Annotated in this window: 18 protein-coding genes; 13 read left to right on the top strand and 5 right to left on the bottom strand. The window is 54.6% G+C overall.

All coding sequences use genetic code 11. The features are described 5' to 3' along the window. Positions 1-50: 50 nt before the first annotated feature. Complete coding sequence (locus FFI95_RS00275; protein WP_246069301.1) at positions 51-2,093, bottom strand: methyl-accepting chemotaxis protein; 2,043 nt, start codon at positions 2,091-2,093, stop codon at positions 51-53. Between the two features lie 296 nt (positions 2,094-2,389). On the opposite strand from FFI95_RS00275, the gene ubiU reads away from it, so the two are divergent. Both ubiU and FFI95_RS00265 read left to right on the top strand, forming a co-directional pair. Then, entirely contained in the window at positions 2,390-3,385 is a 996-nt protein-coding gene (ubiU, locus tag FFI95_RS00270) for a ubiquinone anaerobic biosynthesis protein UbiU (RefSeq protein ID WP_144820354.1), read from the top strand. A gap of 13 nt (positions 3,386-3,398) precedes the next feature. Further along, positions 3,399-4,292 carry a U32 family peptidase gene (locus FFI95_RS00265; RefSeq protein ID WP_144820353.1) on the top strand — a complete coding sequence of 298 codons (894 nt, stop codon included), beginning with the start codon at positions 3,399-3,401 and terminating at the stop codon, positions 4,290-4,292. Between the two features lie 17 nt (positions 4,293-4,309). Here the strand turns inward: FFI95_RS00265 and FFI95_RS00260 are convergent, their stop codons facing one another. After that, positions 4,310-5,011: an MOSC domain-containing protein gene (locus FFI95_RS00260; RefSeq protein ID WP_144820352.1), complete on the bottom strand. Its 702-nt coding sequence runs from the start codon at positions 5,009-5,011 to the stop codon at positions 4,310-4,312. A 151-nt stretch (positions 5,012-5,162) separates the two neighbouring features. On the opposite strand from FFI95_RS00260, the gene FFI95_RS00255 reads away from it, so the two are divergent. After that, entirely contained in the window at positions 5,163-5,477 is a 315-nt protein-coding gene (locus FFI95_RS00255) for a hexameric tyrosine-coordinated heme protein (RefSeq protein ID WP_218975816.1), read from the top strand. Positions 5,478-5,537: 60 nt separating this feature from the next. On the opposite strand, the gene ubiT is transcribed toward FFI95_RS00255, so the two are convergent. The 3 genes from ubiT to FFI95_RS00240 form a co-directional block, all read right to left on the bottom strand. Continuing rightward, a complete protein-coding gene (gene ubiT / locus FFI95_RS00250; protein ID WP_144820351.1) occupies positions 5,538-6,032 on the bottom strand; it encodes a ubiquinone anaerobic biosynthesis accessory factor UbiT in 495 nt (164 codons plus the stop codon). Between the two features lie 70 nt (positions 6,033-6,102). Beyond that, positions 6,103-6,762 (bottom strand): two-component system response regulator NarL, encoded by a 660-nt coding sequence (narL, locus tag FFI95_RS00245; protein ID WP_144820350.1) that lies wholly within the window; start codon positions 6,760-6,762, stop codon positions 6,103-6,105. A gap of 29 nt (positions 6,763-6,791) precedes the next feature. Next, positions 6,792-8,651 carry a histidine kinase gene (locus FFI95_RS00240; protein ID WP_144820349.1) on the bottom strand — a complete coding sequence of 620 codons (1,860 nt, stop codon included), beginning with the start codon at positions 8,649-8,651 and terminating at the stop codon, positions 6,792-6,794. A 154-nt stretch (positions 8,652-8,805) separates the two neighbouring features. Between FFI95_RS00240 and FFI95_RS00235 the strand changes: the two genes are divergently transcribed. The 10 genes from FFI95_RS00235 (at position 8,806) to nosZ (ending at position 23,547) form a co-directional block, all read left to right on the top strand. After that, positions 8,806-10,074 carry an MFS transporter gene (locus FFI95_RS00235; RefSeq protein WP_144820348.1) on the top strand — a complete coding sequence of 423 codons (1,269 nt, stop codon included), beginning with the start codon at positions 8,806-8,808 and terminating at the stop codon, positions 10,072-10,074. 120 nt (positions 10,075-10,194) lie between these two features. Further along, a complete protein-coding gene (locus tag FFI95_RS00230) occupies positions 10,195-13,938 on the top strand; it encodes a nitrate reductase subunit alpha (protein WP_144820347.1) in 3,744 nt (1,247 codons plus the stop codon). Then, positions 13,935-15,509, top strand: coding sequence for a nitrate reductase subunit beta (narH, locus tag FFI95_RS00225; protein ID WP_144820346.1), 1,575 nt, complete (start codon positions 13,935-13,937; stop codon positions 15,507-15,509). The genes FFI95_RS00230 and narH overlap by 4 nt, the downstream gene beginning before the upstream one ends. A 10-nt stretch (positions 15,510-15,519) precedes the next feature. After that, positions 15,520-16,272, top strand: a complete 753-nt coding sequence (gene narJ, locus FFI95_RS00220; RefSeq protein WP_144820345.1) for a nitrate reductase molybdenum cofactor assembly chaperone — start codon at positions 15,520-15,522, stop codon at positions 16,270-16,272. Positions 16,273-16,295: 23 nt separating this feature from the next. Then, entirely contained in the window at positions 16,296-16,973 is a 678-nt protein-coding gene (narI, locus tag FFI95_RS00215) for a respiratory nitrate reductase subunit gamma (RefSeq protein WP_144821397.1), read from the top strand. Positions 16,974-17,154: 181 nt separating this feature from the next. Further along, entirely contained in the window at positions 17,155-17,961 is an 807-nt protein-coding gene (locus FFI95_RS00210) for a peptidylprolyl isomerase (protein ID WP_144820344.1), read from the top strand. 178 nt (positions 17,962-18,139) lie between these two features. Then, entirely contained in the window at positions 18,140-18,889 is a 750-nt protein-coding gene (locus tag FFI95_RS00205; RefSeq protein WP_144820343.1) for a Crp/Fnr family transcriptional regulator, read from the top strand. A 28-nt stretch (positions 18,890-18,917) separates the two neighbouring features. Continuing rightward, a complete protein-coding gene (locus tag FFI95_RS00200; RefSeq protein WP_144820342.1) occupies positions 18,918-19,319 on the top strand; it encodes a ribonucleotide reductase subunit alpha in 402 nt (133 codons plus the stop codon). A gap of 127 nt (positions 19,320-19,446) precedes the next feature. Further along, complete coding sequence (nosR, locus tag FFI95_RS00195) at positions 19,447-21,591, top strand: transcriptional regulator NosR (RefSeq protein WP_373880413.1); 2,145 nt, start codon at positions 19,447-19,449, stop codon at positions 21,589-21,591. A gap of 60 nt (positions 21,592-21,651) precedes the next feature. After that, entirely contained in the window at positions 21,652-23,547 is a 1,896-nt protein-coding gene (gene nosZ / locus FFI95_RS00190; RefSeq protein WP_144820340.1) for a TAT-dependent nitrous-oxide reductase, read from the top strand. Positions 23,548-23,647 lie beyond the last annotated feature (100 nt).

Below are 23,647 nucleotides of genomic sequence, written 5' to 3'. Positions count from 1 at the left end.
CGACTCAGCAGTATGCTAAAAACGGGAGCCGCCAGGCTCCCGTTTTTCATTCAGGAATGGTCGCTTTGGGGTTCCTGAACCCTGAACTCATTGGCCAGATCCTGAAGCTGGCGGGCAAGTTTTGCCTGCTCTCCGGTAACGTGGGAAATTTCCTGGGATCCGGTCAGTGTCAGTGTTGCCGCTTCGCTGACAGATTCCATATTTCCGGCCAGCTCACGGGTGACGGCCACCTGCTCCTCGGTTGCGGTTGCAATCTGGGACGCCATATCAGAAATACTGTTAACGTCACCAAGAATGGCAGAAAACGCCTGCTCCAGCTCCCCTGTCTGTTCAATTGTCTCGCTGGCCAGTTCGTGGCTGGCGGTTATGGAACTGCTGGCATTTTTTGTGATCGACTGTAATCCGGTAATAATGTCTTCAATCTGTGTTGTTGAATCATGTGTCTGGCGGGCCAGCGTGCGGACTTCGTCAGCGACCACAGCAAATCCTCGGCCATGCTCGCCTGCGCGTGCTGCCTCAATGGCCGCATTGAGGGCCAGAAGGTTGGTTTGATCAGCAACCTTGCGAATCACATCCATTACTTCAACGATGCTGCCACTGCGCACCTCCAGTTCATCAATAACTTCGTTCACGTTTTTCACCGAGCTGGCCAGAGAATGGATGCTGGTTACACTGTTCTGAAGTACCTTCTCGCCGGTCTGACTTCTTTCCATAACACTATTTGCAGCATCTGCTACCTGTTGCGTGTTTTCAGAAATCTGCTCGGATGTAGCCGACATTTCTTCAGTAGCAGCAGCAATCTGTTCGACCTCGGATTGCTGGCTCCTGGTCTGTGCAACATTCTGATCTGCAGTTGAGCTGGTTTCTTCCGTTGCAGTTGCAAGCTGTACACTGGCTTTATCTATGTGCAGCAACGCGCTGCTGAACCGCATGAAAAGCTCATTGATGGCCCGGCCAATATTGCCGATTTCATCTTTGCTGTTAAGCCGTACGTGCTGTGTAAGATCCTTGTTGTCCATTGCAAACCGGACACTCTGGAGCAGGCTGTTGATTTGCACATTAATGGCCCTGGCGATAATTATCATCAGCGAAAGCACGATGATAATCGCTATGCCTGCAATGCCGGATGCGACAAACAGGTTACTTCGCCCGGCTGCTACATTCTGCATAGCCACGGCCGATGTGCTGTCCAGCAGTGTTTCCCGGACGTTGTTCAGTGTCTGTAAGCGCTGGGTGGTGATATCAAACCATTCGTTTGAGTCCAGTGCGTACATACCTGACTGGCTGCTGAATAACGTCTTGCGCATAGCTTCAAGGTTGCGGCTCTCACGGCTATCTGCAAGATTCGCCAGTTCTTCCCGGAGTCCGGAACGCCCGGATAACATTGCATCAGCCTGGCGGAAAAAGGCTTGTTGCTGCCCACCAAATGAAGCAGTTGTCTGAATTGAGGGGAGGTCAAATTCCTTGCTGCTGATCAAAGAGGCACCGGCAGCACGTTCTTTACCAGCTGCCTCCGCTGCCTCCGCCAGCGCATAGTATGCACCCATGCTGCGGGTTAAGCCGGGGTCAGTGGAACGAGCGAGGATCAGAGGAATCTGGTCCAGCAAACCGGTGATCAGTGTCGTATAAAGCCCTCCGGCCTCATAGCTGTCAACAGATCGGCTATCGACGCTATTGCGAACACGGTCGACAGTAGCCAGTTCACGCTTTAAAGACTGAATGCGATTACTGACAGGTGCACTGAAACGGGTTTCCTGAGTCAGTCTGGCAATCCGGGTGCGGTAGTCACTCAGCTGGGTATCCGTTTGCCTGCGTTGGTTATTCAGAGCCTGGCTTGCCTGCTGGCCGCCCTCACGCCCGGAGTCGCTTGACAGAAATACCGCAGACCTGCCGCGCTCTACCTGTAACGATTCAATTAACGGGTCGCTGATATCGGCAAGCTCAACCAGTGCGTCTAGCTGACGCATGTTATTTAGCTGCTTGAGGCTGGCTGTAACACTTTCAGCTGCGAAATAAATGATAACCAGCAAGGCAGGCAGTACAAGGAAAGTAAGCTTCCCGAGCATGGGAAGGTTGTTGATCATTTTACGCATAGGGTATCCAGACTGATGTGCGGGTGTGTAGATATTGTGGTCAAGGATGGACATGAGATCTATTTATAGAACGGGGTAAAAAAAGAGGTAGTTATAAGTTAATACTTTAATTTGCGAGTTTTGTATCTGGTTGTTTTTAATAAATATTTCTTCGTGTAAGTAGTTGTGCGTGGGAGTACTCCATAAGAGGTAACTATAAGAAAGTCATGGCCGATCGTAAGTTCTGCTGACAAAGGTCAATGCCCCAGACGGTTGCACAACGTATGGTCATTGGAACTTTATTATGGAGAAGGCCCATGGAACTTGTATGCCCGGCCGGCAGCCTGCCGGCCCTGAAGTCGGCGGTGGATAACGGAGCCAGCGCCGTGTATCTGGGGTTCAGGGACAGCACAAATGCCCGCCAGTTTGCCGGGCTTAACTTTAATGACAAGCGCGCCGGTGAAGGCATTGAGTATGCTCACAGCAAGGGCGCCAGAGTCTTCTGTGCCATCAATACGTATCCGCAGCCCGATGGCTGGGAAACATGGAAGTCTGCGGTTGACCGGGCTGCCGCGTTAGGGATCGATGCCCTTATTCTTGCGGATATGGGATTGCTGGAATACGCCGCCAACCGGCATCCTCAGGTGGACCGGCACTTATCGGTTCAGGGGTCTGCCACCAGTTATGAAGCCTTGCGCTTCTACAAAGACAACTTCGATATCCGACGCGCAGTGCTGCCCCGTGTTTTATCGATAGACCAGGTGCGTGGTGTCGCCAAAAACAGCCCGGTAGAGCTGGAGGTGTTTGCCTTCGGTAGTCTGTGCATCATGGCAGAAGGCCGGTGTTATTTATCGTCTTATCTCACTGATGAGTCCCCGAATACCCGCGGCGCCTGCTCGCCAGCCAAGGCTGTACGCTGGGAGGAGACCCGGGATGGACTGGAATCCCGTCTTAACGATGTACTGATTGACCGTTATGGCAAAGGCGAGTCCGCAGGTTATCCAACCTTGTGTAAAGGGCGGTTTGAAGTTGAGGGCAGTGTGTACCATGCCATCGAAGAACCGGTCAGCCTGAACACGCTGGATTTATTGCCGGAGTTGCAAAAGCTGGGTATCAGTGCCGTAAAAATTGAAGGCCGTCAACGGAGCCCTGCCTATATTGCCGATGTTGCCAGAACCTGGCGCCAGGCTCTGGACAGGTTGCAGGCTGGTGCAGGTGAGTTCCAGGTGGACCCCGCCTGGAATAGCACACTCGCGGGTTTGTCTGAAGGTGGTCTGACCACGATCGGTGCCTACCACCGCAAATGGAAATGAGGCAGGAAAAGTAATGATGAAGCTCTCTCTGGGCCCGATCCTCTGGTTCTGGTCCAAGCAAACAGTATTTGATTTTTACGCCAACGCAGCCGAGTGGCCAGTGGATACAGTCTACCTGGGGGAAACCGTCTGCTCTCGCCGCCGGGAGCTCAGATTGGCAGACTGGCTGGAAATCGCCGGCGTTCTGAAGGAGTCCGGCAAAGAGGTGGTGCTGTCAACGCAGACATTGATTGAGTCTGAAGCGGATTTGCGGGCACTGCGTAAAATCTGCAGTCAGAAAGACTATCTGGTTGAGGCTAATGACCAGAGTGCCTTGCAGTTGGCAACCCGGAACAACCTGCCGTTTATTACCGGCCCATCAATGAATATCTATAACAGCGCCACCCTGAAGCTGTTGGCGAAACAGGGACTAAAAGGCTGGAACCTGCCCGTAGAGCTGGGGCGAGACACGCTGCATCAGTTGATCAGGGAACTGGAAGCAGAGGGCCTTGATTTGCCGGCAGAGGTCTTCGCCTGGGGATTCTTGCCTCTTGCCTGGTCGTCCCGTTGCTTTACCGCGCGCCACTACAACCTGCCTAAGGATAATTGTGAGTTCCGCTGCCTGCAGCATCCGGATGGCATGGAGCTGCGTTCCCGGGAATCACAGGAACTGTTCCGGCTTAACGGCATATCCACGCTCTCCGGGGCACGTTATGACCTTATGCGGGAAATACCGGACATGCAGCAAATGGGCGTATCCACGGTTCGGCTGAGCCCGGAACATCAGGGCATGGAAGAGGTGGTTCGCCGCTTCGATCAGGCGCGTCGGGGTGAAATCCCGGCAACTGACCCGTTGCAGCTGGTTGAGGCACCACCGTGTAATGGGTACTGGTATGGCAAGCCGGGCATGGACCTGGTGGCTGATTAAGGTTAAAAACCGGGTTGTCAGGCGATACTGGCCGGCCCGAATAGCCGGCCCTGCCAGTTTTCCACCTTTTTAGTATCAAGCCGCTGTTGTGCAAGCTGTCGAAGATTGGGGGAGGCCTCGTTAAGAGCAGCCATTAACGTAAGAGCTTCCTGGTTCATGGTGTTTTCATAGAGCACAGAGAGGACCCGGCTCAGTGGCCAGTCTTCATTGGGGCGCTCTTTGAGTATCAGTCGATCGTCTTTGCTGATCTGTCCCGGCTGCAGGACCCGATAGTACCATCCAGTTCTTAAACTGTTTTGCAGGCGTTGGGACATGTCCGGAATACCAAAACGCAGATTCAGCCGCCAGCAGGGCTGGCGGGGTTGGGATACCTGGATAACAGCCTCTCCAAGCTCATAAGTATCTCCAACGCAGACGTCTGCTTCGGTCAACCCTTCCGTTATCAGGTTTTCGCCAAAGGCGCCGGGCCTACAATGCTCCGCAGCCGGGCCCGGAAGCGCCTTGCGCAAGCGGGTGTAGTGGTCGGACGCAAAATGATGCAACGCTTTCTCGGGGCCGCCATGATGGCGCTTGTCACCCTGCTGGTCGTTGCAGAGGCCGTTGGTGTCGAGGTACGCCGTCTCAATCTCCTGTTTGTAAATACCGGTTTGTGTGTCTGTTCCGGCAAATCTTTTCAGGCTGCCGGCTCTGAGCTGCCTGATCACAGTACCTGTTGCCATATAAAACCTCTTAAGTTCTGGGCTGGGCATGTTGACCCGGATCATTTTAAGCACTGTACACCTGAATGTACTGTTCTACCCTTAGAGAGCATGCAGAAGCAATTGCATCCGTACCCGGACGCTTCATTGATTAAGCATTAAGGAGGCCATAATGAATACAATCAAAAATAAATGTCTTGTGTTACTCGCGATTTCTGCCCTCAGCATGCCATTGGCAGCTCAGGGTGAGAAGGATACAAAGTCCGATACCTGGTTACCAAGTCTGATGACTGAAACACCGCAGGAAGGCTTTGAGCTGGCAATCACACTTGCCCGGAAGGGTGTTACAAGTACCCAATCAAATAAAGAGGTGCTGTTCCGCGAGCGTGAAGAGTATTCGCAGGATGCAGACTCGCTGATTCATGCATCGGAAGTCATTGCAGCGTATTTCCAGACGGTTGCGGCTGCAAACGACTACTGGAAATAATCGGTGCGGTGGCAGCAACCACGCCTGCCACCGCACAGTGTGACTTATTCGATGCAGTCTTCAGAAGGGCAGCAGTTTGCGAAGGCTGAGGTCCCATTCCAGGCTGTCCAGAAGGTTTTTCAGGGCAAGCCCCAGTTCGGTGTCGCCCTCAATGACGAGGCGGCGCTGAAAAAAGAGCTGGTCGGGATCCTGCCGACGTTCAGACAGAATCTTGAACGCAGACAGGGAGCCGCGGATGGTGGCTTCGCCCGGACCTTCCAGTACTCGCAGCCGGCCAGCCCAGAAACCAAAGGTAATGCCGGGTTGGCCGCCGTTTACTTCCAGCCGGATACGACGACCCTCAAAATCATCAAATTCCCCATCGGCAATGGCCTCGGAAAAAATCCGGTTCAACGGTGCTTCGGCAATAACCTGTTTGACAGGAACCGGGATGGAGCGGTCAATGGCGCTAAGTAAAGGGGAGGGCGACGGCAGGTATTGCGAAAACAGAGCCAGAGTATCACTGATCAGCGGTTTAGCTGGCAGTCGATGGGTGGCAAGCGGTGGCAGGGCCATAATAAACTCCGGGCAGTAGCTTCAGACTGCCCAAAGTACCCAAAAGCTGTAACATTTGATTTGATATAGCTCAGTCTTTATGCAGACCTTTTTCTACAGCCCAAATGGCAGCTTCAACCCGTGAACGCAAGCTGAGCTTTTTCAGCAGATGTTTTACATGCACTTTGACCGTGCCGTCACTGATATCGAGTTTGCGGCCAATCATTTTGTTGGATAGCCCCTCGGCAATTAACCGCAGAATATCTTTTTCCCGCGGGGTGAGGGTGTCGAAGTCTGGCTCGGAGGTCTGTTGCGGCTTGTTTGAGCGCAGGGCTTCGGCCAGTAACGTGGTCAGCCGGTCACTGATCACCATTTTTCCGACGGCTGCCTGGTGAAGCTGGGCAATCATATCTTCCGGTTCCATGTCCTTCAGCAGGTAACCGTCGGCGCCTGCTCTGAGAGCGGCAACAACATCGTCTTCCTGGTCCGACACTGTAAACATGACGATCCGGGAGCTTACATTCAGTCCCCGTAGCCTTTTCAGGGCCTCAATACCACTGACATCGGGCATATTGAGGTCCAGCAGGATTAAATCAGGTTCATTCTCGGTTGCCAGGCGAATGCCATCTTCGGCGTTGCTGGCTTCGCCTGCGATCATCATGTCCGCCTCCATTTCAACAAGCTGTCTTATGCCCTGACGTAACAGCGGATGGTCGTCGATGAGCAATATACTGGCGGGTGTTTCAGACATGCTATTGTGTTTCCTCTCTATTCTGGTGTTCAGGAGCCCGATGCTTCGGTCGGAATCAGGTGCCGGCTTGCGGGAACGAATATAAGCTCCACTTCTACGCCGCCTTCTTCGCGGTTCTGTACGACAACCTGACCGCCCAGGGTGCTGGCGCGGTCCTGCATGATAATCAAACCATAGTGGTTGACTGGCTGCCCACCTTTGGGCAGACCTTTACCATTATCCTGTACTCGCACCCTCACTTGCGGTGACTCAAACAGCACATCCACACGAATGTCCGTAGCGTCGGCATGTTTGACCGCATTGGCAAGCCCTTCGCGCACAATCTGCAGAGTGTGTATCTCTTCGTTGGGTGACAGGGCCTGAGGGGGGAGATTGTAATTCAGGCCTACAGGTTTACCCAGCCTTTCGGAAAATTCGTCAATGGTTTTGCGAAGGGCGGTGGCAAGATCCGGCGTATCCAGCTTCAGACGGAAGGTTGCCAGCAGCTCCCTTAGCTGACGGTAGGCGCTGTTCAGGCCAGTACTCAGCTCTTCCAGGATGGCATCATGGGCACCTTTCTGGTCGCCTTCAATATCCAGTCGGCGCAGTCGGGCTACCTGCATTTTCAGGTAAGACAGTGATTGCGCCAGGGAATCATGCAGTTCACGGGCAATCACGGTGCGCTCTTCCGCCAGTGTCAGTTGCTGTTCCTCGGTAATCTGGCGCTCAAGGTAAATGGCGGTTGCCAGTTGGTCACTTAGAGTGTCCAGCAGGCGGCGGGTGGTGTCCGAAAGGCCTTGCTCTGCTGAGTACCAGACCTCCAGGGTGCCCAGCAGACTGCCCGGCGTTCGGATAGGCAGCAGCAGCTTGCGGCCATTGTCGCTTTCCATAGGCAATTCATCATAGGCTTTCTGGGTTATCAGGCAGGCATCGCAGTTATGGTCACCGCAGTAAAAAGGCCGCTCGGTTGCCGCTGTGGTTGCCGTTTGTACTGGTTTGGAAGAGTTTTTGTCGTGTAAGTAAAGCTGGATCGGCCCTATACCCAGAAGTTGTTCCAGTTCCCGCAGCATAGGGACGGCACCGCTGCACAGGTCGTGCTTGGCAAACAGGTCGCGGCTGGAAGCGTGCAGAAGTTGCAATGCCGCATGGCTTGTTTCCAGTTCCTCGGTTTTGCTGCGGGCCCGCTCTTCAAGCTCGGAATAGGTCAGCGCAAGCTCGCTGGTCATCTGGTCAAACGCACTGCCCAGCTGAGCCAGCTCATCTCTTCCGTGCAGGTCCGCTTTGACAGAAAAGTCCTGTTCGCCAACGGCGGTTGCAATGCCAACCAGCTTGCGAAGAGGTTTCAGAACGCGGTTTCTGAGGTCAAAAAACAACGCGATGATGATCAGGATAGAGAATGCCAGACTGATGAGCTGGATCAGGTGCAACAACTCGATGCGAGCTTCTGTGCGCCTCTCAAGCATGCTCACCAGCTGGTTTACAGAGTCAACATAGGTTTGCGTGGCCGCCAGCATTGAGGCACTGACCGGTGTGCCCTGAGGGTAGCTCTCAAGCCTGGGTCGAAGGGTGTGCCGCCAGTATTCCGCAACCGCCTGGTACTGCTTTGCCAGCGGATGGTCAGATGTATCTGGAATTGTCCGTGTAATCAGAGGGCTGGACAGTTTCGTTTCATGGAGAGGCGTCAGAGTGCTGATGCTCTCCCCTTGGTTATAGGTGCTTGCCGGGCTGGCCACTTTGCTCAGTAATTGAAATGCACCCATGCGGAGAGCCCCGGCCAGGTTAATAGCAGTGGCATTCCCTTCAATGCTTTTCGAAACCGCAAGCGTTGTGGCCATGCTGACAAACGAAGTAAGCACAATCGCACAAACAACAATGGCAATCCGGTTCACAAGAGGGCTTCTGGATTTCATTAAGTCTCGTTTTTGCAGTCGCCGGAACATATACCTCGTTGAGGTTAGTCAATTACCCCAATGGTTGGTAACCCATCATAGTCTTTGACCTGCATCAGGGCAAAAGATGAAACTGAAAAACGGGTTTAAAATTGTTCATTAAGGACGTTAGCCGATGAAATCTGAGGCGGTTCAGGAGGATGAGCGGCTGGCAACACTTGCCGTTATTCTGCCGCTGGCGGTCACCGGCCTTGTTATTGCTGCAGGCTGCTGGACGCTGTTTGCGGTCGCGGGGATACATGTCCGTGCCGAACTGGGTCTCAGCAATCTGCAGTTTGGGTTGCTTCTTGCCATGCCCATGGCCGTTAGCGCGATCCTTGCTGTCCCCGCCGGGCTTGCGGCCCACAGATTTGGCGCCCGTCGCATCATGCTTGTATGCCTTGCAGGGCTTGGGCTGTGCATGGTGATTCTGCTTTTAACCGACACATTCCCTGGCTACCTGCTGGCCGCGGGAGGGCTCGGCCTGGCCGGCGGTTTTTACAGCGCCGGGCTGCAATTTGTCACCAGTCATACCCGGCAGAACCGGCTCGGGCTTGTACTCGGTGTGTTTGGTGCGGGGGTCACGGGCGCCGGATTTACCTACTATTTAGTGCCACTGTTCCATGAGGCATTTTCCTGGCATGGCGTTCCACTGGCGTACCTGATTGTGCTGGTGGTTGTCATTTTGCTTTTTCTGTTGCTTACAGACCCGGAAGATCCGGTTACAGAACCAGACATCGGAATACCTGCCAAAGTCGTGTTTGAACGCTTCAGTCAGCAGGGCGTCTGGCAGTTGGCTGTTTATTTCGGCGTGATTGCCGGAAGTTTTTTCGCTCTGGCCCTGTGGTTTCCGGATTATCTTTCTTCCCAGTTCGGGCTACAGGTGGAATCCGGCGCAAGGCTTGCGCAGTGGTTCATTATTCCCGGCGCACTGGCTCAGATTCTCGGGGGGTGGCTCTCGGATCGCTATGGAAGCCCCAGGGTTATTGGCCGGTCCGTTTTTACGGGTCTCATGGCACTTCTGTTCTTATCTTACCCGCCCATGACCCTGCTTATTCGCGGAATGGATACAGTGATCAGAATTGAGTTTGCCCTGCCTTTGTATGCTGAAAGTATCTTTATTGTGGTGCTTGGGATCGCCCTGGGGTGCGCTATGGGGAGTCTGCAGCGAATGGCTGTTATTGAAAGCAAGCGAAGCGCCGCATTTGTGGCCGGTCTGTTATTGCTCAGTGCCTGTTCCGTTGCATTCCTGTTGCCGGTTGTTTTCGGAGCTGCCAATCACTGGATAGGTATACGCAGCACAGTTTTCATGATTCTGTTTGTACTGCTTTGTGGCTTTCAGATCATGTTTTCCCGTTTCAGTCGCAATCATGAGCGCCAGAATCTTCTCCAGCCCGGGATATAGGCAAAGTACCCCTTCATGGGTAGCTGGTGATTATGTAGTAGTAACCATGCAGATTTCAGAGTGGTTCTGCCACACAATGAACTCAAATCGGAAAACGATCCGGCAGACGGAGACAAAACCATGAGTCATTTGATCGATAAGCTGAGCTACTTCAGCAAAAAGCGTGAGTCCTTCGCGGACGGCCACGGCGAAACCCACGACGTCAGTCGCGACTGGGAAAACAGCTACCGCCAGCGCTGGCAGCATGACAAAATTGTACGCTCTACCCACGGCGTAAACTGTACCGGCTCATGCAGCTGGAAAATATATGTGAAGAACGGGCTGGTCACCTGGGAGACCCAGCAGACCGACTACCCCCGTACCCGTCCTGATCTGCCTAACCACGAGCCACGTGGGTGTCCGCGAGGCGCCAGCTACTCCTGGTATATGTACAGCGCCAACCGCCTGAAATACCCCCTGATGCGTAAGCATCTGATGCAGCTGTGGCGTGCGGCCCGCATTCAGTTCAACGACCCGGTGGAAGCCTGGGCGTCTATTGTGGAAGATCCGAAGAAAACCGCCGAGTACAAGCCGCGCCGTGGTATGGGTGGCTTTGTGCGTTCCAGCTGGGATGAAGTGAACGAGCTGATTGGTGCGTCCAACGTCTATACGGCCAAAAAGCATGGCCCGGACCGCATTGTCGGCTTCTCGCCGATTCCTGCTATGTCGATGATCTCATACGCCTCCGGCGCCCGTTACCTGTCGCTGATCGGCGGCACCTGCCTGAGCTTTTATGACTGGTATTGCGACCTGCCGCCGGCTTCTCCGCAAACCTGGGGTGAACAGACTGACGTTCCCGAATCTGCTGACTGGTACAACTCGGGCTATATCATTGCCTGGGGCTCGAACGTGCCGCAGACCCGGACACCGGATGCTCACTTCTTTACCGAAGTACGTTATAAGGGCACAAAAACCGTTGCCGTAACTCCGGACTTTGCCGAAGTATCAAAGCTCTCCGATGAGTGGCTGAACCCGCAGCAGGGCACCGACGCTGCCATGGGTCTGGCGATGGGGCACGTGATACTGAAAGAGTTCCACGTGGATAACCCCAGCGAGTACTTCACCGATTACGTCCGTCGCTACAGCGACATGCCGTACCTGGTCAAGCTGGACAAAATGGAAGATGGGCGGTACGTACCCGGTCGTTTCCTGCGGGCCAGTGACCTGGTCGATGGACTGGGCGAAGAGAACAATCCGGAATGGAAAACCATTGCGATTGATGAAAACACCAACCAGCTGACGGCGCCTAATGGCTCGATCGGTTACCGCTGGGGCGAGAAGGGCAAGTGGAACCTGAAGCAGACCGCCCAGGCTGAAGATGTGAATCTGCAGTTGTCGATGGTGAAAAAGCACGACGAAGTGGTCGACGTTGCGTTCCCGTACTTTGGCGGCATCAAGCATGATCACTTCAAGTCTGTGGAAATCAGCGACACCCTGACCCACAAGCTGGGCAGTCGTAAGATTGATCTTGTGGATGGCAGCGAAGCGCTTGTCGTTACTGTTTATGACCTCATGGTTGCTAACTATGGCATCAGCCGTGGCCTGGGCGAAGATGACGGTGCTACCTCCTATGATCAGGTGAAGCCCTATACGCCGGCCTGGCAGGAAAAAATCACCGGCGTACCCGCCGAGAAAGTGATCCGCATTGCCCGGGAATTTGGCGAGAACGCCCACAAGACCAAGGGCCGTTCCATGATCATTGTGGGTGCCGGTATGAACCACTGGTACCACATGGACATGAACTACCGGGCATTGATCAACATGCTGATCATGTGCGGTTGTATCGGCCAGAGCGGTGGTGGCTGGAGCCATTACGTGGGTCAGGAAAAGCTGCGTCCGCAAACCGGCTGGCAACCGCTGGCGTTTGGTCTGGACTGGCAGCGTCCGCCCCGGCAGATGAACGGCTCCTCATTCTTCTATGCACACTCCGGTCAGTGGCGCTACGAGAAGCTGGGAGTTGATGAGATTCTGTCGCCGCTGGCAGACAAGTCGAAATTTGGCGGCAGTCTGATCGACTATAACGTGCGCGCCGAGCGCATGGGCTGGTTGCCGTCAGCGCCGCAGCTTAACCGCAACCCACTGGGTATTGCCGCGGAAGCTGAGAAAGCCGGTATGGAGGTTGCGGACTACGTGACCCAGTCCATGAAAGACGGCTCTCTGGCGTTTGCCGCAGAAGATCCGGAAGCCCCCGAGAACCATCCGCGCAACCTGTTTATCTGGCGCTCAAACCTGCTGGGCTCCTCGGGCAAAGGCCATGAATACATGCTCAAATACCTGCTGGGCACCAAGAGTGGCCTGCAGGGCAAGGACCTGGGCGAGGAAGGCGGTGCCAAGCCGGAAGAGGTGAAGTGGCACGATGAAGCAACCGAAGGCAAGCTTGATCTGCTGGTGACCCTGGACTTCCGCATGTCTACCACCTGCCTGTATTCAGACATTGTTCTGCCAACCGCTACCTGGTATGAAAAGAACGACCTGAACACGTCAGACATGCACCCGTTCATTCACCCGCTGACGGCTGCAACAGACCCGGCCTGGGAATCCCGCAGCGACTGGGAAATCTACAAAGGCATTGCCAAGGCTTTCTCGAAAGCATCCGAGGGACACCTGGGTGTGGAGACCGATGTGGTTACTGTGCCTCTGATGCACGACGCACCGGCAGAGCTGGGTCAGCCGTTTGATGTGAAAGACTGGAAGAAGGGCGAGTGTGACCTGATTCCTGGTAAAACCGCACCGAACTTTGTCACCGTCGAGCGGGACTACCCGAATACCTATGCCCGTTTCACATCACTCGGGCCGCTGATGGATAAGCTGGGTAATGGCGGCAAGGGTATTAACTGGAACACCGAAGACGAAGTGAAGTTCCTGGGTGACCTGAACTTCAAGCATATTGACGGTGCCAATGCCGGCCGGCCGAAAATTGACAGTGCCATTGATGCTGCAGAAGTGATTCTGTCCCTGGCCCCGGAGACCAACGGCCACGTAGCCGTTAAAGCCTGGTCGGCCTTGTCGGAGTTCACGGGTCTGGATCACAGCCACCTGGCTAAAGGTAAGGAGCACGAAGCGATTCGCTTCCGCGATGTTGTTGCGCAGCCGCGCAAGATCATCTCCAGCCCTACCTGGTCTGGTCTGGAAGACGAACACGTGTCTTACAACGCCGGCTACACCAACGTGCACGAGCTGATTCCCTGGCGCACACTCACCGGTCGTCAGCAGTTCTATCTCGACCACGAATGGATGCGTGCCTTCGGTGAAAGCCTGCTGGTGTATCGTCCACCGATCAACACCAAGACGGTGAGCAAAATGCTCAACCAGCGCAGCAACGGCAACCCGGAAAAAGCGCTGAACTTCCTTACACCACACCAGAAGTGGGGGATTCACAGTACCTACAGCGACAACCTGATGATGCTCACCCTGTCCCGTGGTGGCCCCATCGTTTGGTTGAGTGAAGACGATGCCCGCGATGTGGGAGTGGAAGACAACGACTGGGTAGAGGTGTTCAACGCCAACGGTGCCCTTGCGGCCCGTGCTGTTGTGAGTCAGCGAGTCATGCCGGGCATGATGATGATGTACCACGCGCAGGAGCGGATTGTGAATATACCGGGGTCTGAGATTACCGGTAGCCGGGGTGGCATACACAACTCCGTGACACGGGTCTGCCCGAAACCCACCCACATGATCGGCGGCTACGCGCAGTTCTCCTACGGTTTCAACTACTACGGAACCGTGGGCTCCAACCGCGATGAGTTTGTAGTGGTGCGTAAGATGAAGAACGTTGACTGGCTCGACGGTGAAGGCAATGACATTGTTCAGGAGGCTGTAAAATGAAAATCCGTTCCCAAGTTGGCATGGTACTGAACCTGGACAAGTGCATTGGCTGTCACACCTGTTCAGTAACCTGCAAAAACGTATGGACAAGCCGTGAAGGCATGGAATACGCCTGGTTCAATAACGTCGAGACCAAGCCTGGAATCGGCTACCCGAAAGAGTGGGAGAACCAGGACAAGTGGAAAGGCGGCTGGATGCGGACCAAATCCGGAAAAATACAGCCCCGTATTGGCGGCCGGTTCCGGGTTCTAGCGAATATTTTCGCCAACCCGGATCTGCCGGAAATCGACGATTATTATGAACCGTTCGATTTTGACTACCAGCATCTGCATACCGCTGGTGACAGCAAGCATCAGCCGGTTGCCCGCCCCCGTTCGCTGATCTCCGGCAAGCGCATGGAAAAGATTGAATGGGGACCGAACTGGGAAGAAATTCTGGGTACCGAGTTTGCCAAGCGTCGCAAGGATAAAAACTTCGACAACGTGCAGGCCGATATCTACGGCCAGTTCGAAAACACATTCATGATGTACCTGCCGCGTCTGTGCGAGCACTGCCTCAACCCGACCTGCGTAGCGGCCTGCCCGAGTGGCGCCATCTACAAGCGGGAAGAAGACGGCATCGTACTGATTGATCAGGACAAATGTCGTGGCTGGCGGATGTGTGTATCCGGCTGCCCCTACAAGAAAATCTACTTCAACTGGAAAACCGGCAAGTCTGAAAAGTGCATCTTCTGCTACCCGCGGATTGAAGCGGGCATGCCGACGGTGTGCTCCGAGACCTGCGTCGGCCGTATCCGCTATCTGGGTGTGCTGCTTTACGATGCCGACCGCATCGAAGAAGTGGCCAGCACCCCGGGCGAACACGAGCTGTATGAAAAGCAGCTGGAGATCTTCCTGGATCCCAACGATCCGAAAGTGATTGAGCAGGCCCGCAAAGACGGCGTGCCCATGAACGTGATAGAGGCGGCCCAGCGCAGCCCGGTCTACAAGATGGCCGTAGACTGGAAACTGGCTCTGCCACTGCACCCGGAATACCGCACACTGCCCATGGTCTGGTATGTGCCGCCCCTCAGCCCGATTCAGTCAGCGGCTGAAGCCGGTAACGTAGAGTTTGATGGGGTATTGCCGAAAATCGAAAGCCTGCGTATTCCGGTGAAGTACCTGGCCAACATGCTCACCGCCGGGGACGAAAAGCCGATTGTCCGCGCACTCAAACGCATCATGGCGATGCGACTGTACAAGCGGGCAGAGACGGTTGACGGTGTTGAGGATCTGACGGCATTGCAAGAGACCGGCCTGACCAAAGCCCAGGCGGACGAAATGTACCGCTACCTTGCCATAGCCAACTACGAAGACCGCTTCGTGATCCCGACCAGCCATCGTGAACTGGCCAAAGAGGCCTTCCCCGATGCAACGGCGCATGAAGAGCGGAACGGTTGTGGATTCAGTTTCGGTGACGGCTGTAACGGTGACAGCAAATTCAACATGTTTGGTGGCCGCAAGCAAACTACCACCATGGTGCAAAAGCTGACCACGGTGAAACAGGTCGACCCGAAACAGTTGCAGGAATGAGGAGGCCACTATGAAACTTTTGAAAGTACTTGCACGGATTCTGGAGTACCCATCCGCTGAGCTTCAGGCCTCTAAAGATGCCATGGTTGCCGTGGTCCTTGAGGACAGCCGGCTGCCGCAGCGGAACAAGGAGCAGTTGCTGCAGTGCATTGACCGCCTCTGTGATGGCAACCTGCTTGATCTTGAAGAAGCCTACACAGGCACATTTGACCGAGGCCGCGCCACGTCGCTGCTGTTGTTTGAGCATGTGCACGGGGAGTCCCGCGACCGCGGGCAGGCAATGGTTGACCTGATGGAAGAGTACCGGGCCAACGGCCTGGAAATTGACGCCAGGGAACTGCCGGACTACCTGCCGCTGTTCCTGGAGTATCTGTCGACCCGGCCCTGGGACGAAATCCAGAACTGGCTGGAAGATATTCACCATATTCTGGGTTTGCTGGGCGAGCGTCTGTATCAGCGGGAAAGTGTGTATCACGTCGCCATGGATACATTGCTGGAACTGTCCGGGCGCACAACCGACCGTCAGGAACTGGCGCAGCTTGTCGCCTCGGAGGAACGTGACGACACGCCGGAAGCACTGGACAAGGTCTGGGAAGAAGAAATGGTGAAGTTTGTGGATGATCAGGGCAGTTCCTGCAGCACCGGCGGCGTTGTCGGTCAGCGTCGGCGTGAGCTGGAACAGACCCAGACGATTCACCTCAGTGACCATCTGATGACGGATGTAACGCCCGCTCAGGCGCGTGCCGCCGCGAGAGACGCCTGACGGCGCAGGAGGAGACCAAGATGATGTCTTATCTGAACACACTGATTTTCGGGATTTACCCGTACATTGCACTGGTCGTGCTTATTCTTGGCACCTGGGCGAGATACGACCACGGACAGTTCACGTGGAAAGCGCATTCCACCCAGATACTGACCAAGAAAAACATGGTAATGGCCAGTGTGCTGTTCCATGTGGGTATTCTGGTGATCTTCTTTGGTCACCTGGTTGGCCTGCTGACGCCACACTTTATGTACGAGCCGTTCATGAGTGCCGGCACCAAACAGGTCATGGCCATTGTCGTTGGTGGAATCGCCGGTGTGATGTGTCTGGTGGGTGGCGCCATGCTGGCGTATCGCCGGCTGACAGACCCAAGAGTCAAAGCCAGCAGCACCTTTGCTGACAATATGATTATTGTGGTCCTTGTCGTGCAGGTGGCCCTTGGGCTACTGACAATACTGCCCACACTGGGGCACCTTGATGGCGGCACCATGATGCAACTGGCAGGCTGGGCGCAGAGCATATTCACGTTCCAGGGAGGCGCTGCCGAGTACATGGTAGGAATACACTGGATCTACAAACTCCATATTTTCCTGGGGCTGACGATCTTTGTATTGTTCCCGTTCACCCGACTGGTTCACATGCTGAGTGTGCCCCTGGAGTACTTCGGACGTAAGTACCAGGTAGTGCGCAAGCGGGCGTAAGAGCCTCCCCCCTCTCCCCAACCCCTCTCCCTCCAGGGGAGAGGGGCTTTTAACTGCACTGCTCTCGGGCTGGATTACAAACCCGAAAGCTTGGGATGTGTATCTCCCCTCTCCCCTCGCGGGAGAGGGGTTGGGGAGAGGGGGGCAAGGCACTCGACAGACCTATTCACGGAGATCCACCATGCAACTGATTCCCACCGGTGAACCCGAAAAACCCAGAAATCAATTTCCGCCCGTCTATGTAGGCGACACACTGATCCCTGAGGATGATATCGCCCGGGAGATGCAACACCACCCGGCAGACGAAGTTGCTGAAGCCTGGCATGAAGCTGCCAGAAGTCTCGTCATTCGCGAATTACTGCTGCAACAGGCAACAAAGCTGGCCTTGCCGGAGGAGTTGGATGAGGAAGCTACCCTTGCCACTGTTCTGGAAAAAGAGCTGGATGTGCCCGAGCCAAGTGATGCGGACTGCGAGCGGTTTTACGCTGCTAACCCGAGCCGCTTTCGCAGTCCGACGTTAATGGCTGTCAGTCATATTCTGTTGGCGGCGGCGCCGGACGATCCGCAGGAGCGGGTGCGTCAGGAAGACATGGGCAAGCAACTACTCTCCTCATTACTGGAAGGTCGTGCCCAGTTTGGTGCTCTGGCCAAACAGTACTCGGCTTGTGAATCACGCCATCAGGAGGGTAGTCTGGGCCAGATCAGTAAAGGCCAGACTGTGGACGAGTTTGAGCGGCCGGTACTGACTCTCAGGGAAGGTCTGAACCCGGAACTGATAGAGAGCCGTTACGGCTGGCACATAGTGCGGGTAGACCAGCGCATTGACGGTGAACAGCTGCCGTATGAGCATGTTAAACCACAAATTCGTCAGTACCTTAGTGAGAGCGTTACCCGCAGGGCCTTTCGGCAGTATCTGCAGGTATTGGCTTTTGAAGCCGGTGTCGAGGGTGTGGATCTTGAGCTGCCAGACTCGCCCCTGATGCAATAAGTTTCTCGGGTTGACTTGCAGCAAGTGGGGAGAATCGTTAGAGGTGCGACAGATTGCGTTAAATCAAATTTTCGCCAGTAATCGCAGCTCTACCCCCATTGAGGGAGCGACTTTTCAGGGACATCCTTTTATCATGTAAAGCAACATAAAGAATGCATGATTAGGAGAGGGAGCGATAATGGTGGCAACTCAGACTGTGGATACCCGCTACTCCAAACCGGTTCTGGTAGCTGTTAATACGTTGGCTGATGATGAAAACGGGCTGCAGCCACTGCGCAATCATGCGCTTTTCAAATCCCTTAGTAACGCCGATTTGCAGAGCTTGATTGCGCAGTCCCGGCGTCTTCGTCTTGGTCATCATCAACTGTTGTACCGGCAGGATATGCCGGCCCATCACTTTTTCTTTGTTATTTCCGGCCGCTTGCGGCTATACCGTCTGGACTCCTCAGGCGTTGACAGAACCCTCGACAGTATTGCTCCGGGCGACTGCTTTGCGGAGGTTATGATTTATGCAGATCCCGCCCGTTACGCCTGTTACGCTGAAGCACTGAAATCCAGCGAGATCCTGATGATCCCGGTTAAAGCCTATCAGGAGCTGCTCGACACCAATCCGGAATACGCCCATGCAGCGCTGCGGCACTACGCCATGCGGGCCGTATCCCGCTTCCATGACCTTGAGGTCATGACCGTTCAGAACGCCCGTGATCGTCTGATCCGTTATCTGATTGACCTGTTACCTAATGGCGCAACAGAAGGGGGTGAGGTAGAGCTGCCTTTACCCAAGTGTCTGGTCGCCTCCCGCCTGGCTATGCAGCCGGAAACCTTCTCCAGGATTCTTGCAGACCTTAAGTCCAACGGACTGGTGCGGGTAAACCGAAGCAAGGTGTTTATATCAGACCCCAAGCGATTGATCGAAATCAGCCAGTAGAAAGCAAAAGCACAAGGGTATTGCATCCATGATTAGCAGTTACAGTGATTTGATTAGCGCAACCAGTAACGAGCCTGAACCCCAGCGCCTGCTGTTTGTTTTTTGCCGTGCCGAGATGCCGGATGATGCATCCGCAGAAGAAAAGGCCGCCTTTGAGCGAGGCGAAGGGGGCGCGCTCACGCCAGTTATCTGTGTCGACAAAACACCACAGGAAGCAGCCGAATTCTCAGCCCTGGTGGAAGAGTCCCGTAAGACGGGCCAGTCGTGGGATGTGGTTTTTGTTGCGGCCATGTCCGGTCGGGGTGGTGTCCCTCCCTCTTCCGATGAAGCTGAGCAACCCATGACCATGATGGTTGAATCTGTTCGTCTGGGACACGTTAATAACTATCTGCCGCTGGACAAGAGTGGAAATGCCATCAATCTTGGCTGAGCCGGTCACTCACCAAGGGTTATCAGAAGGTGTAACCCTGAAGGGGTATTTGTTTTATTCCTCAATCATCTAGCCTTGGAACCCAGGCTTAATGATTTGCTGTATATGTCGAGGGCCAGTTTTGAATATTATCTCCCGCGCAGTGTTCTGTTTATTTACCCTTTTCCTTGTCTGGGTGCCGTTAACCCAGGCGGAACCACTCAGTCAGTATGAGCCCATAGCCGGGCGCCAGGTTATCGAAGAAGCTTTTCCGGGTGTCACCCGCCTGGAGCCCAGAGAGGGAAACCGTGCCATACAAGAGCTGTATGCCGGCGATGAGCTCAAGGGCTATGCTTACCAGTCTCTCGATTTTGTACAAACACCCGCATACTCCGGTAAACCGCTGAACGCCATGGTGGTGCTGGACACGGAAGGCACCATTCGCTTTGCCAAAGTGATCTACCACGATGAGCCGATACTTCTGGTGGGCATTCCGGAATATAAGCTCCATGACTTCACCGATCAGTACGCCGGCCTGAAAGCAGATCAGCGCGTGACGGTTGGTGGCACATCCAATGAGCGCAAGAAGGCCGTTGATGGCCTGTCGGGGGCAACCGTCACCGTGATGGTGATTAACGAAGTCATCATGCGCACAGCGCACCGTGTGGGTGTTGAGCTGGGGCTGGTAGAAGGCAGCGGCACCAAACGCCCACCAACCGCCGAAGTGATCACGGATGGCTTTCAGCCCCGCACATGGGAAGAGCTCACCGGAGATGGGTCGATTCGTCGCATGCTGCTCACCAAAGGCCAGGTAGATGATGCGTTCAAAGGTACGGATGCAGAGGGTGTCGAAACGGCCGCGCCTGGTGAAAGAGATGACACGCTGATCAATTTATATACGGCTTACCTGGATACACCGACAATCGGTCAGAACTTGCTGGGGGAAAGCCAGTATGAGTGGCTCATGTCCGAGCTGAAAGAAGGGGAGCAGGCCATTGCTGTTATGGCTAATGGTGAATATTCCTTTAAAGGCTCTGGTTATGTGCGCGGTGGTATTTTTGATCGGGTCCAGATCCGTCAGTACGGCGATACCTTTAACTTCCGTGACCTCGACTATTACCGGTTGAGTGACGTATACGCCGAGGGCATCCCTGATTTCAAGGAAATGGCGATCTTCATTATTCGCCAGCAGCATAACTTTGACCCGGGTGCGCCCTGGACGCTGGAGCTGACAGTAAAACGCCAGACCGGCCCTCTGGACAGTGAGTTCCAGGTATTCCCTCTGGAGTATCAGCTGCCGGATCAGTACTACACCCGCCCAGACCCCGTGCTGACGGAAGAAGAATGGCTTGAAGAGCAGCCTCTGTGGGTTCAGGTGTGGTATCAGCGCCAGTTCCAGGTCATCGTTGTGGGCCTGGGTATTGGTGTATTGATGCTGATTCTGTTCTTCCAGGACTGGCTGGTTAAAAAACCAAAGCTGACACGCTGGGTTCGGCATGCATTCCTTACCTATACACTGTTTTTCATCGGCTGGTATGCCCTGGGTCAGCTGTCGGTGGTTAACGTACTGGCGTTTGTGCACAGTCTGTTCAGTGGGTTTACATGGGAAACTTTCCTGATCGACCCGATAATCTTTGTGCTCTGGACAGCTGTGGCCGGCATCGTGCTTCTGTGGGGCCGGGCGGTCTATTGCGGCTGGCTGTGCCCGTTTGGCGCCTTGCAGGAACTGATTAACGAAATTGCTCGCGCGCTGAAGGTGCCTCAGTACAACGTGCCCTGGCCCATTCACGAGCGCCTGTGGGCGGTGAAGTACATCGTGCTGCTGGTGTTGTTCGGAGTCTCGCTGGATTCTCTGGCCATGGCTGAGAAAATGGCAGAAGTTGAGCCCTTCAAGACCGCCATCACGCTGCACTTCGATCGCAGCTGGCCGTTCGTCACTTATGCCGTACTGCTGCTGGTGGTGAACATCTTTACCCGAAAAGTGTTCTGCCGCTATATGTGCCCGCTCGGAGCAGCGCTGGCCCTGCCGACCAAACTGCGTGTGTTTGACTGGCTCAAGCGCCGCAAGGAGTGTGGCAACCCATGCCAGTTGTGCGCCAAGGAGTGTGAAGTTCAGGCTATTCACCCTGATGGCACCATCAACTATCAGGAGTGCCATTACTGCCTGGACTGTCAGGTAACCTATTTTGACGATCATAAGTGTCCACCACTGATCGTTAAACGTCGAGGCAGGCGTCGTGGACGCAATGCACCTGGCCGCCAGAATGAAATTCCGGTGGTTGAGGTGGCCTAGCAGTGCACTATCAAAAAGAAGAGAAGTGAATCGCTATTACCAATAATGGAGTTGGATGCTATGAAAAAGACAAACGAACTGGACAAAGACGTGCAGGAGACCGGGGACAGCGGTCTGAGCCGTCGTCGGTTCCTGGGTGCCACAGCGCTGGCAGGCGCCGTAGGTGCGGCTGGTTTTGGCGGTGCTGTGATGACTCGCGAGTCGTTTGCGGCGGCTGCCAAGGAAGCCCAGAATAATATTACGGTTGAACCAGGTGAGCTGGACGAGTATTACGGTTTCTGGAGTGGTGGTCAGTCTGGCGAAATCCGCGTGATGGGCGTACCGTCCATGCGTGAACTGATGCGGATTCCGGTTTTTAACCTGGATGGCGCGACCGGTTGGGGACTGACCAACGAGAGTAAGGATGTTCTGGGACATGATAACAAGTTCCCGAATGGTGATGCTCACCACCCCCATATTTCCATGACCGACGGTCGTTATGATGGCAAGTACATGTTCATCAACGACAAAGCCAACTCACGCGTGGCGCGTATCCGTCTGGACATCATGAAGTGTGACAAGATCACCACCATCCCCAATGTGCAGGCGATTCATGGTTTGCGTCTGCAGAAGGTGCCGAAAACGAACTACGTATTCTGTAACGCAGAGTATGTAATTCCGCACCCGAACGATGGCAGTGATTTCTCAATGGAAAGCAGCTTTACCATGTTTAACGCTCTGGATGCGGAAACCATGGAAGTTGCCTGGCAGGTGATTGTAGACGGCAACCTGGATAACACCGATGCGGACTTCACAGGTAAGTACGCCGCCTCTACCTGCTACAACTCCGAGAAGGCAACAGACCTGGCCGGCACCATGCGTAACGACCGCGACTGGGCCGTAGTCTTCAACGTTGAGCGGATTGCCGAAGCGGTAAAAAATGGCGACTACAAAACCCTGGGTGACTCAGATGTTCCGGTAGTGGACGGTCGTGGAAAATCACCGTTTACCCGTTACATTCCTGTGCCGAAAAACCCGCACGGTCTGAACACGTCTCCGGATGGCAAGTACTTTATCGCCAACGGAAAACTGTCGCCGACCTGTACCGTGATTGCCATTGATCGCCTGGATGACCTGTTCGATGACAAGATCGAACTGCGTGATACGGTTGTTGCCGAGCCTGAGTTGGGGCTTGGGCCTCTGCACACTACGTTCGACGGACGTGGTAACGCCTATACTACGTTGTTTATTGACAGTCAGATCGCCAAGTGGAACGTTGAAGATGCTATCAAGCACTACAACGGTGAGGACGTTAACTATCTAAGGCAGAAGCTGGATGTGCATTATCAGCCTGGTCACAACCATGCTTCGCTGACAGAGACCCGCGATGCTGATGGTAAGTGGCTGGTTGTGCTGTCGAAGTTCTCGAAGGACCGTTTCCTGCCGGTTGGCCCTCTGCATCCGGAGAACGACCAGTTGATCGACATTTCGGGTGACGAGATGAAGCTGGTGCACGATGGTCCTGCGTTCGCCGAGCCGCACGACTGTATCCTTGTGCGTCGGGATCAGATCAAGACCAAGAAGGTCTATACCCGCGACGATCCGTACTTTGCCAGTGCCCGTGCACAGGCAGAAGAGGATGGTATTACTCTGGAAGCCGATAACAAGGTCATTCGCGACGGTAACAAGGTGCGCGTTTATATGACGTCGGTTGCGCCTCAGTTTGGCACTACTGAGTTCAAAGTGAAGCAGGGTGATGAGGTGACTGTGTATGTCACTAACCTGGATACCATTGAGGATGTGACTCACGGGTTCTGTATGGTGAACCATGGGGTGCAGATGGAGGTCAGCCCACAGCAGACTTCCTCTGTAACCTTTGTCGCCGATAGGCCCGGGGTACACTGGTACTACTGCAACTGGTTCTGTCACGCTCTGCACATGGAGATGAGAGGCCGGATGCTGGTAGAGAAGGCCTGATTCCAGAAGTCACGGAAGTGAGTCCGGGGCCCTTTTTGGGGCTCCGGTTCTTCTGACTTTGGAGAAGCAAGACACTGGAAAAGCACTCTCCAAAACACGC

The organism is Marinobacter piscis (assembly GCF_007671655.1).
Taxonomy (GTDB): domain Bacteria; phylum Pseudomonadota; class Gammaproteobacteria; order Pseudomonadales; family Oleiphilaceae; genus Marinobacter; species Marinobacter piscensis.
Note: the sequence above shows the minus strand (reverse complement) of the source record. Positions and strands in the feature narration are given on the sequence as shown.

What these genes read in the sequence shown, in the direction of transcription:
- narL (WP_144820350.1), bottom strand. Translation starts at nt 6,762, where the DNA reads ATGTCTGAAACACCCGCCAGTATATTGCTCATCGACGACCATCCGCTG.
- FFI95_RS00255 (WP_218975816.1), top strand. Translation starts at nt 5,163, where the DNA reads ATGAATACAATCAAAAATAAATGTCTTGTGTTACTCGCGATTTCTGCC.
- FFI95_RS00235 (WP_144820348.1), top strand. Translation starts at nt 8,806, where the DNA reads ATGAAATCTGAGGCGGTTCAGGAGGATGAGCGGCTGGCAACACTTGCC.
- ubiU (WP_144820354.1), top strand. Translation starts at nt 2,390, where the DNA reads ATGGAACTTGTATGCCCGGCCGGCAGCCTGCCGGCCCTGAAGTCGGCG.
- ubiT (WP_144820351.1), bottom strand. Translation starts at nt 6,032, where the DNA reads ATGGCCCTGCCACCGCTTGCCACCCATCGACTGCCAGCTAAACCGCTG.
- narI (WP_144821397.1), top strand. Translation starts at nt 16,296, where the DNA reads ATGTCTTATCTGAACACACTGATTTTCGGGATTTACCCGTACATTGCA.
- FFI95_RS00240 (WP_144820349.1), bottom strand. Translation starts at nt 8,651, where the DNA reads ATGAAATCCAGAAGCCCTCTTGTGAACCGGATTGCCATTGTTGTTTGT.
- FFI95_RS00200 (WP_144820342.1), top strand. Translation starts at nt 18,918, where the DNA reads ATGATTAGCAGTTACAGTGATTTGATTAGCGCAACCAGTAACGAGCCT.
- FFI95_RS00205 (WP_144820343.1), top strand. Translation starts at nt 18,140, where the DNA reads ATGGTGGCAACTCAGACTGTGGATACCCGCTACTCCAAACCGGTTCTG.
- FFI95_RS00230 (WP_144820347.1), top strand. Translation starts at nt 10,195, where the DNA reads ATGAGTCATTTGATCGATAAGCTGAGCTACTTCAGCAAAAAGCGTGAG.
- FFI95_RS00275 (WP_246069301.1), bottom strand. Translation starts at nt 2,093, where the DNA reads ATGCGTAAAATGATCAACAACCTTCCCATGCTCGGGAAGCTTACTTTC.
- nosZ (WP_144820340.1), top strand. Translation starts at nt 21,652, where the DNA reads ATGAAAAAGACAAACGAACTGGACAAAGACGTGCAGGAGACCGGGGAC.
- narH (WP_144820346.1), top strand. Translation starts at nt 13,935, where the DNA reads ATGAAAATCCGTTCCCAAGTTGGCATGGTACTGAACCTGGACAAGTGC.
- narJ (WP_144820345.1), top strand. Translation starts at nt 15,520, where the DNA reads ATGAAACTTTTGAAAGTACTTGCACGGATTCTGGAGTACCCATCCGCT.
- FFI95_RS00260 (WP_144820352.1), bottom strand. Translation starts at nt 5,011, where the DNA reads ATGGCAACAGGTACTGTGATCAGGCAGCTCAGAGCCGGCAGCCTGAAA.
- FFI95_RS00265 (WP_144820353.1), top strand. Translation starts at nt 3,399, where the DNA reads ATGATGAAGCTCTCTCTGGGCCCGATCCTCTGGTTCTGGTCCAAGCAA.
- FFI95_RS00210 (WP_144820344.1), top strand. Translation starts at nt 17,155, where the DNA reads ATGCAACTGATTCCCACCGGTGAACCCGAAAAACCCAGAAATCAATTT.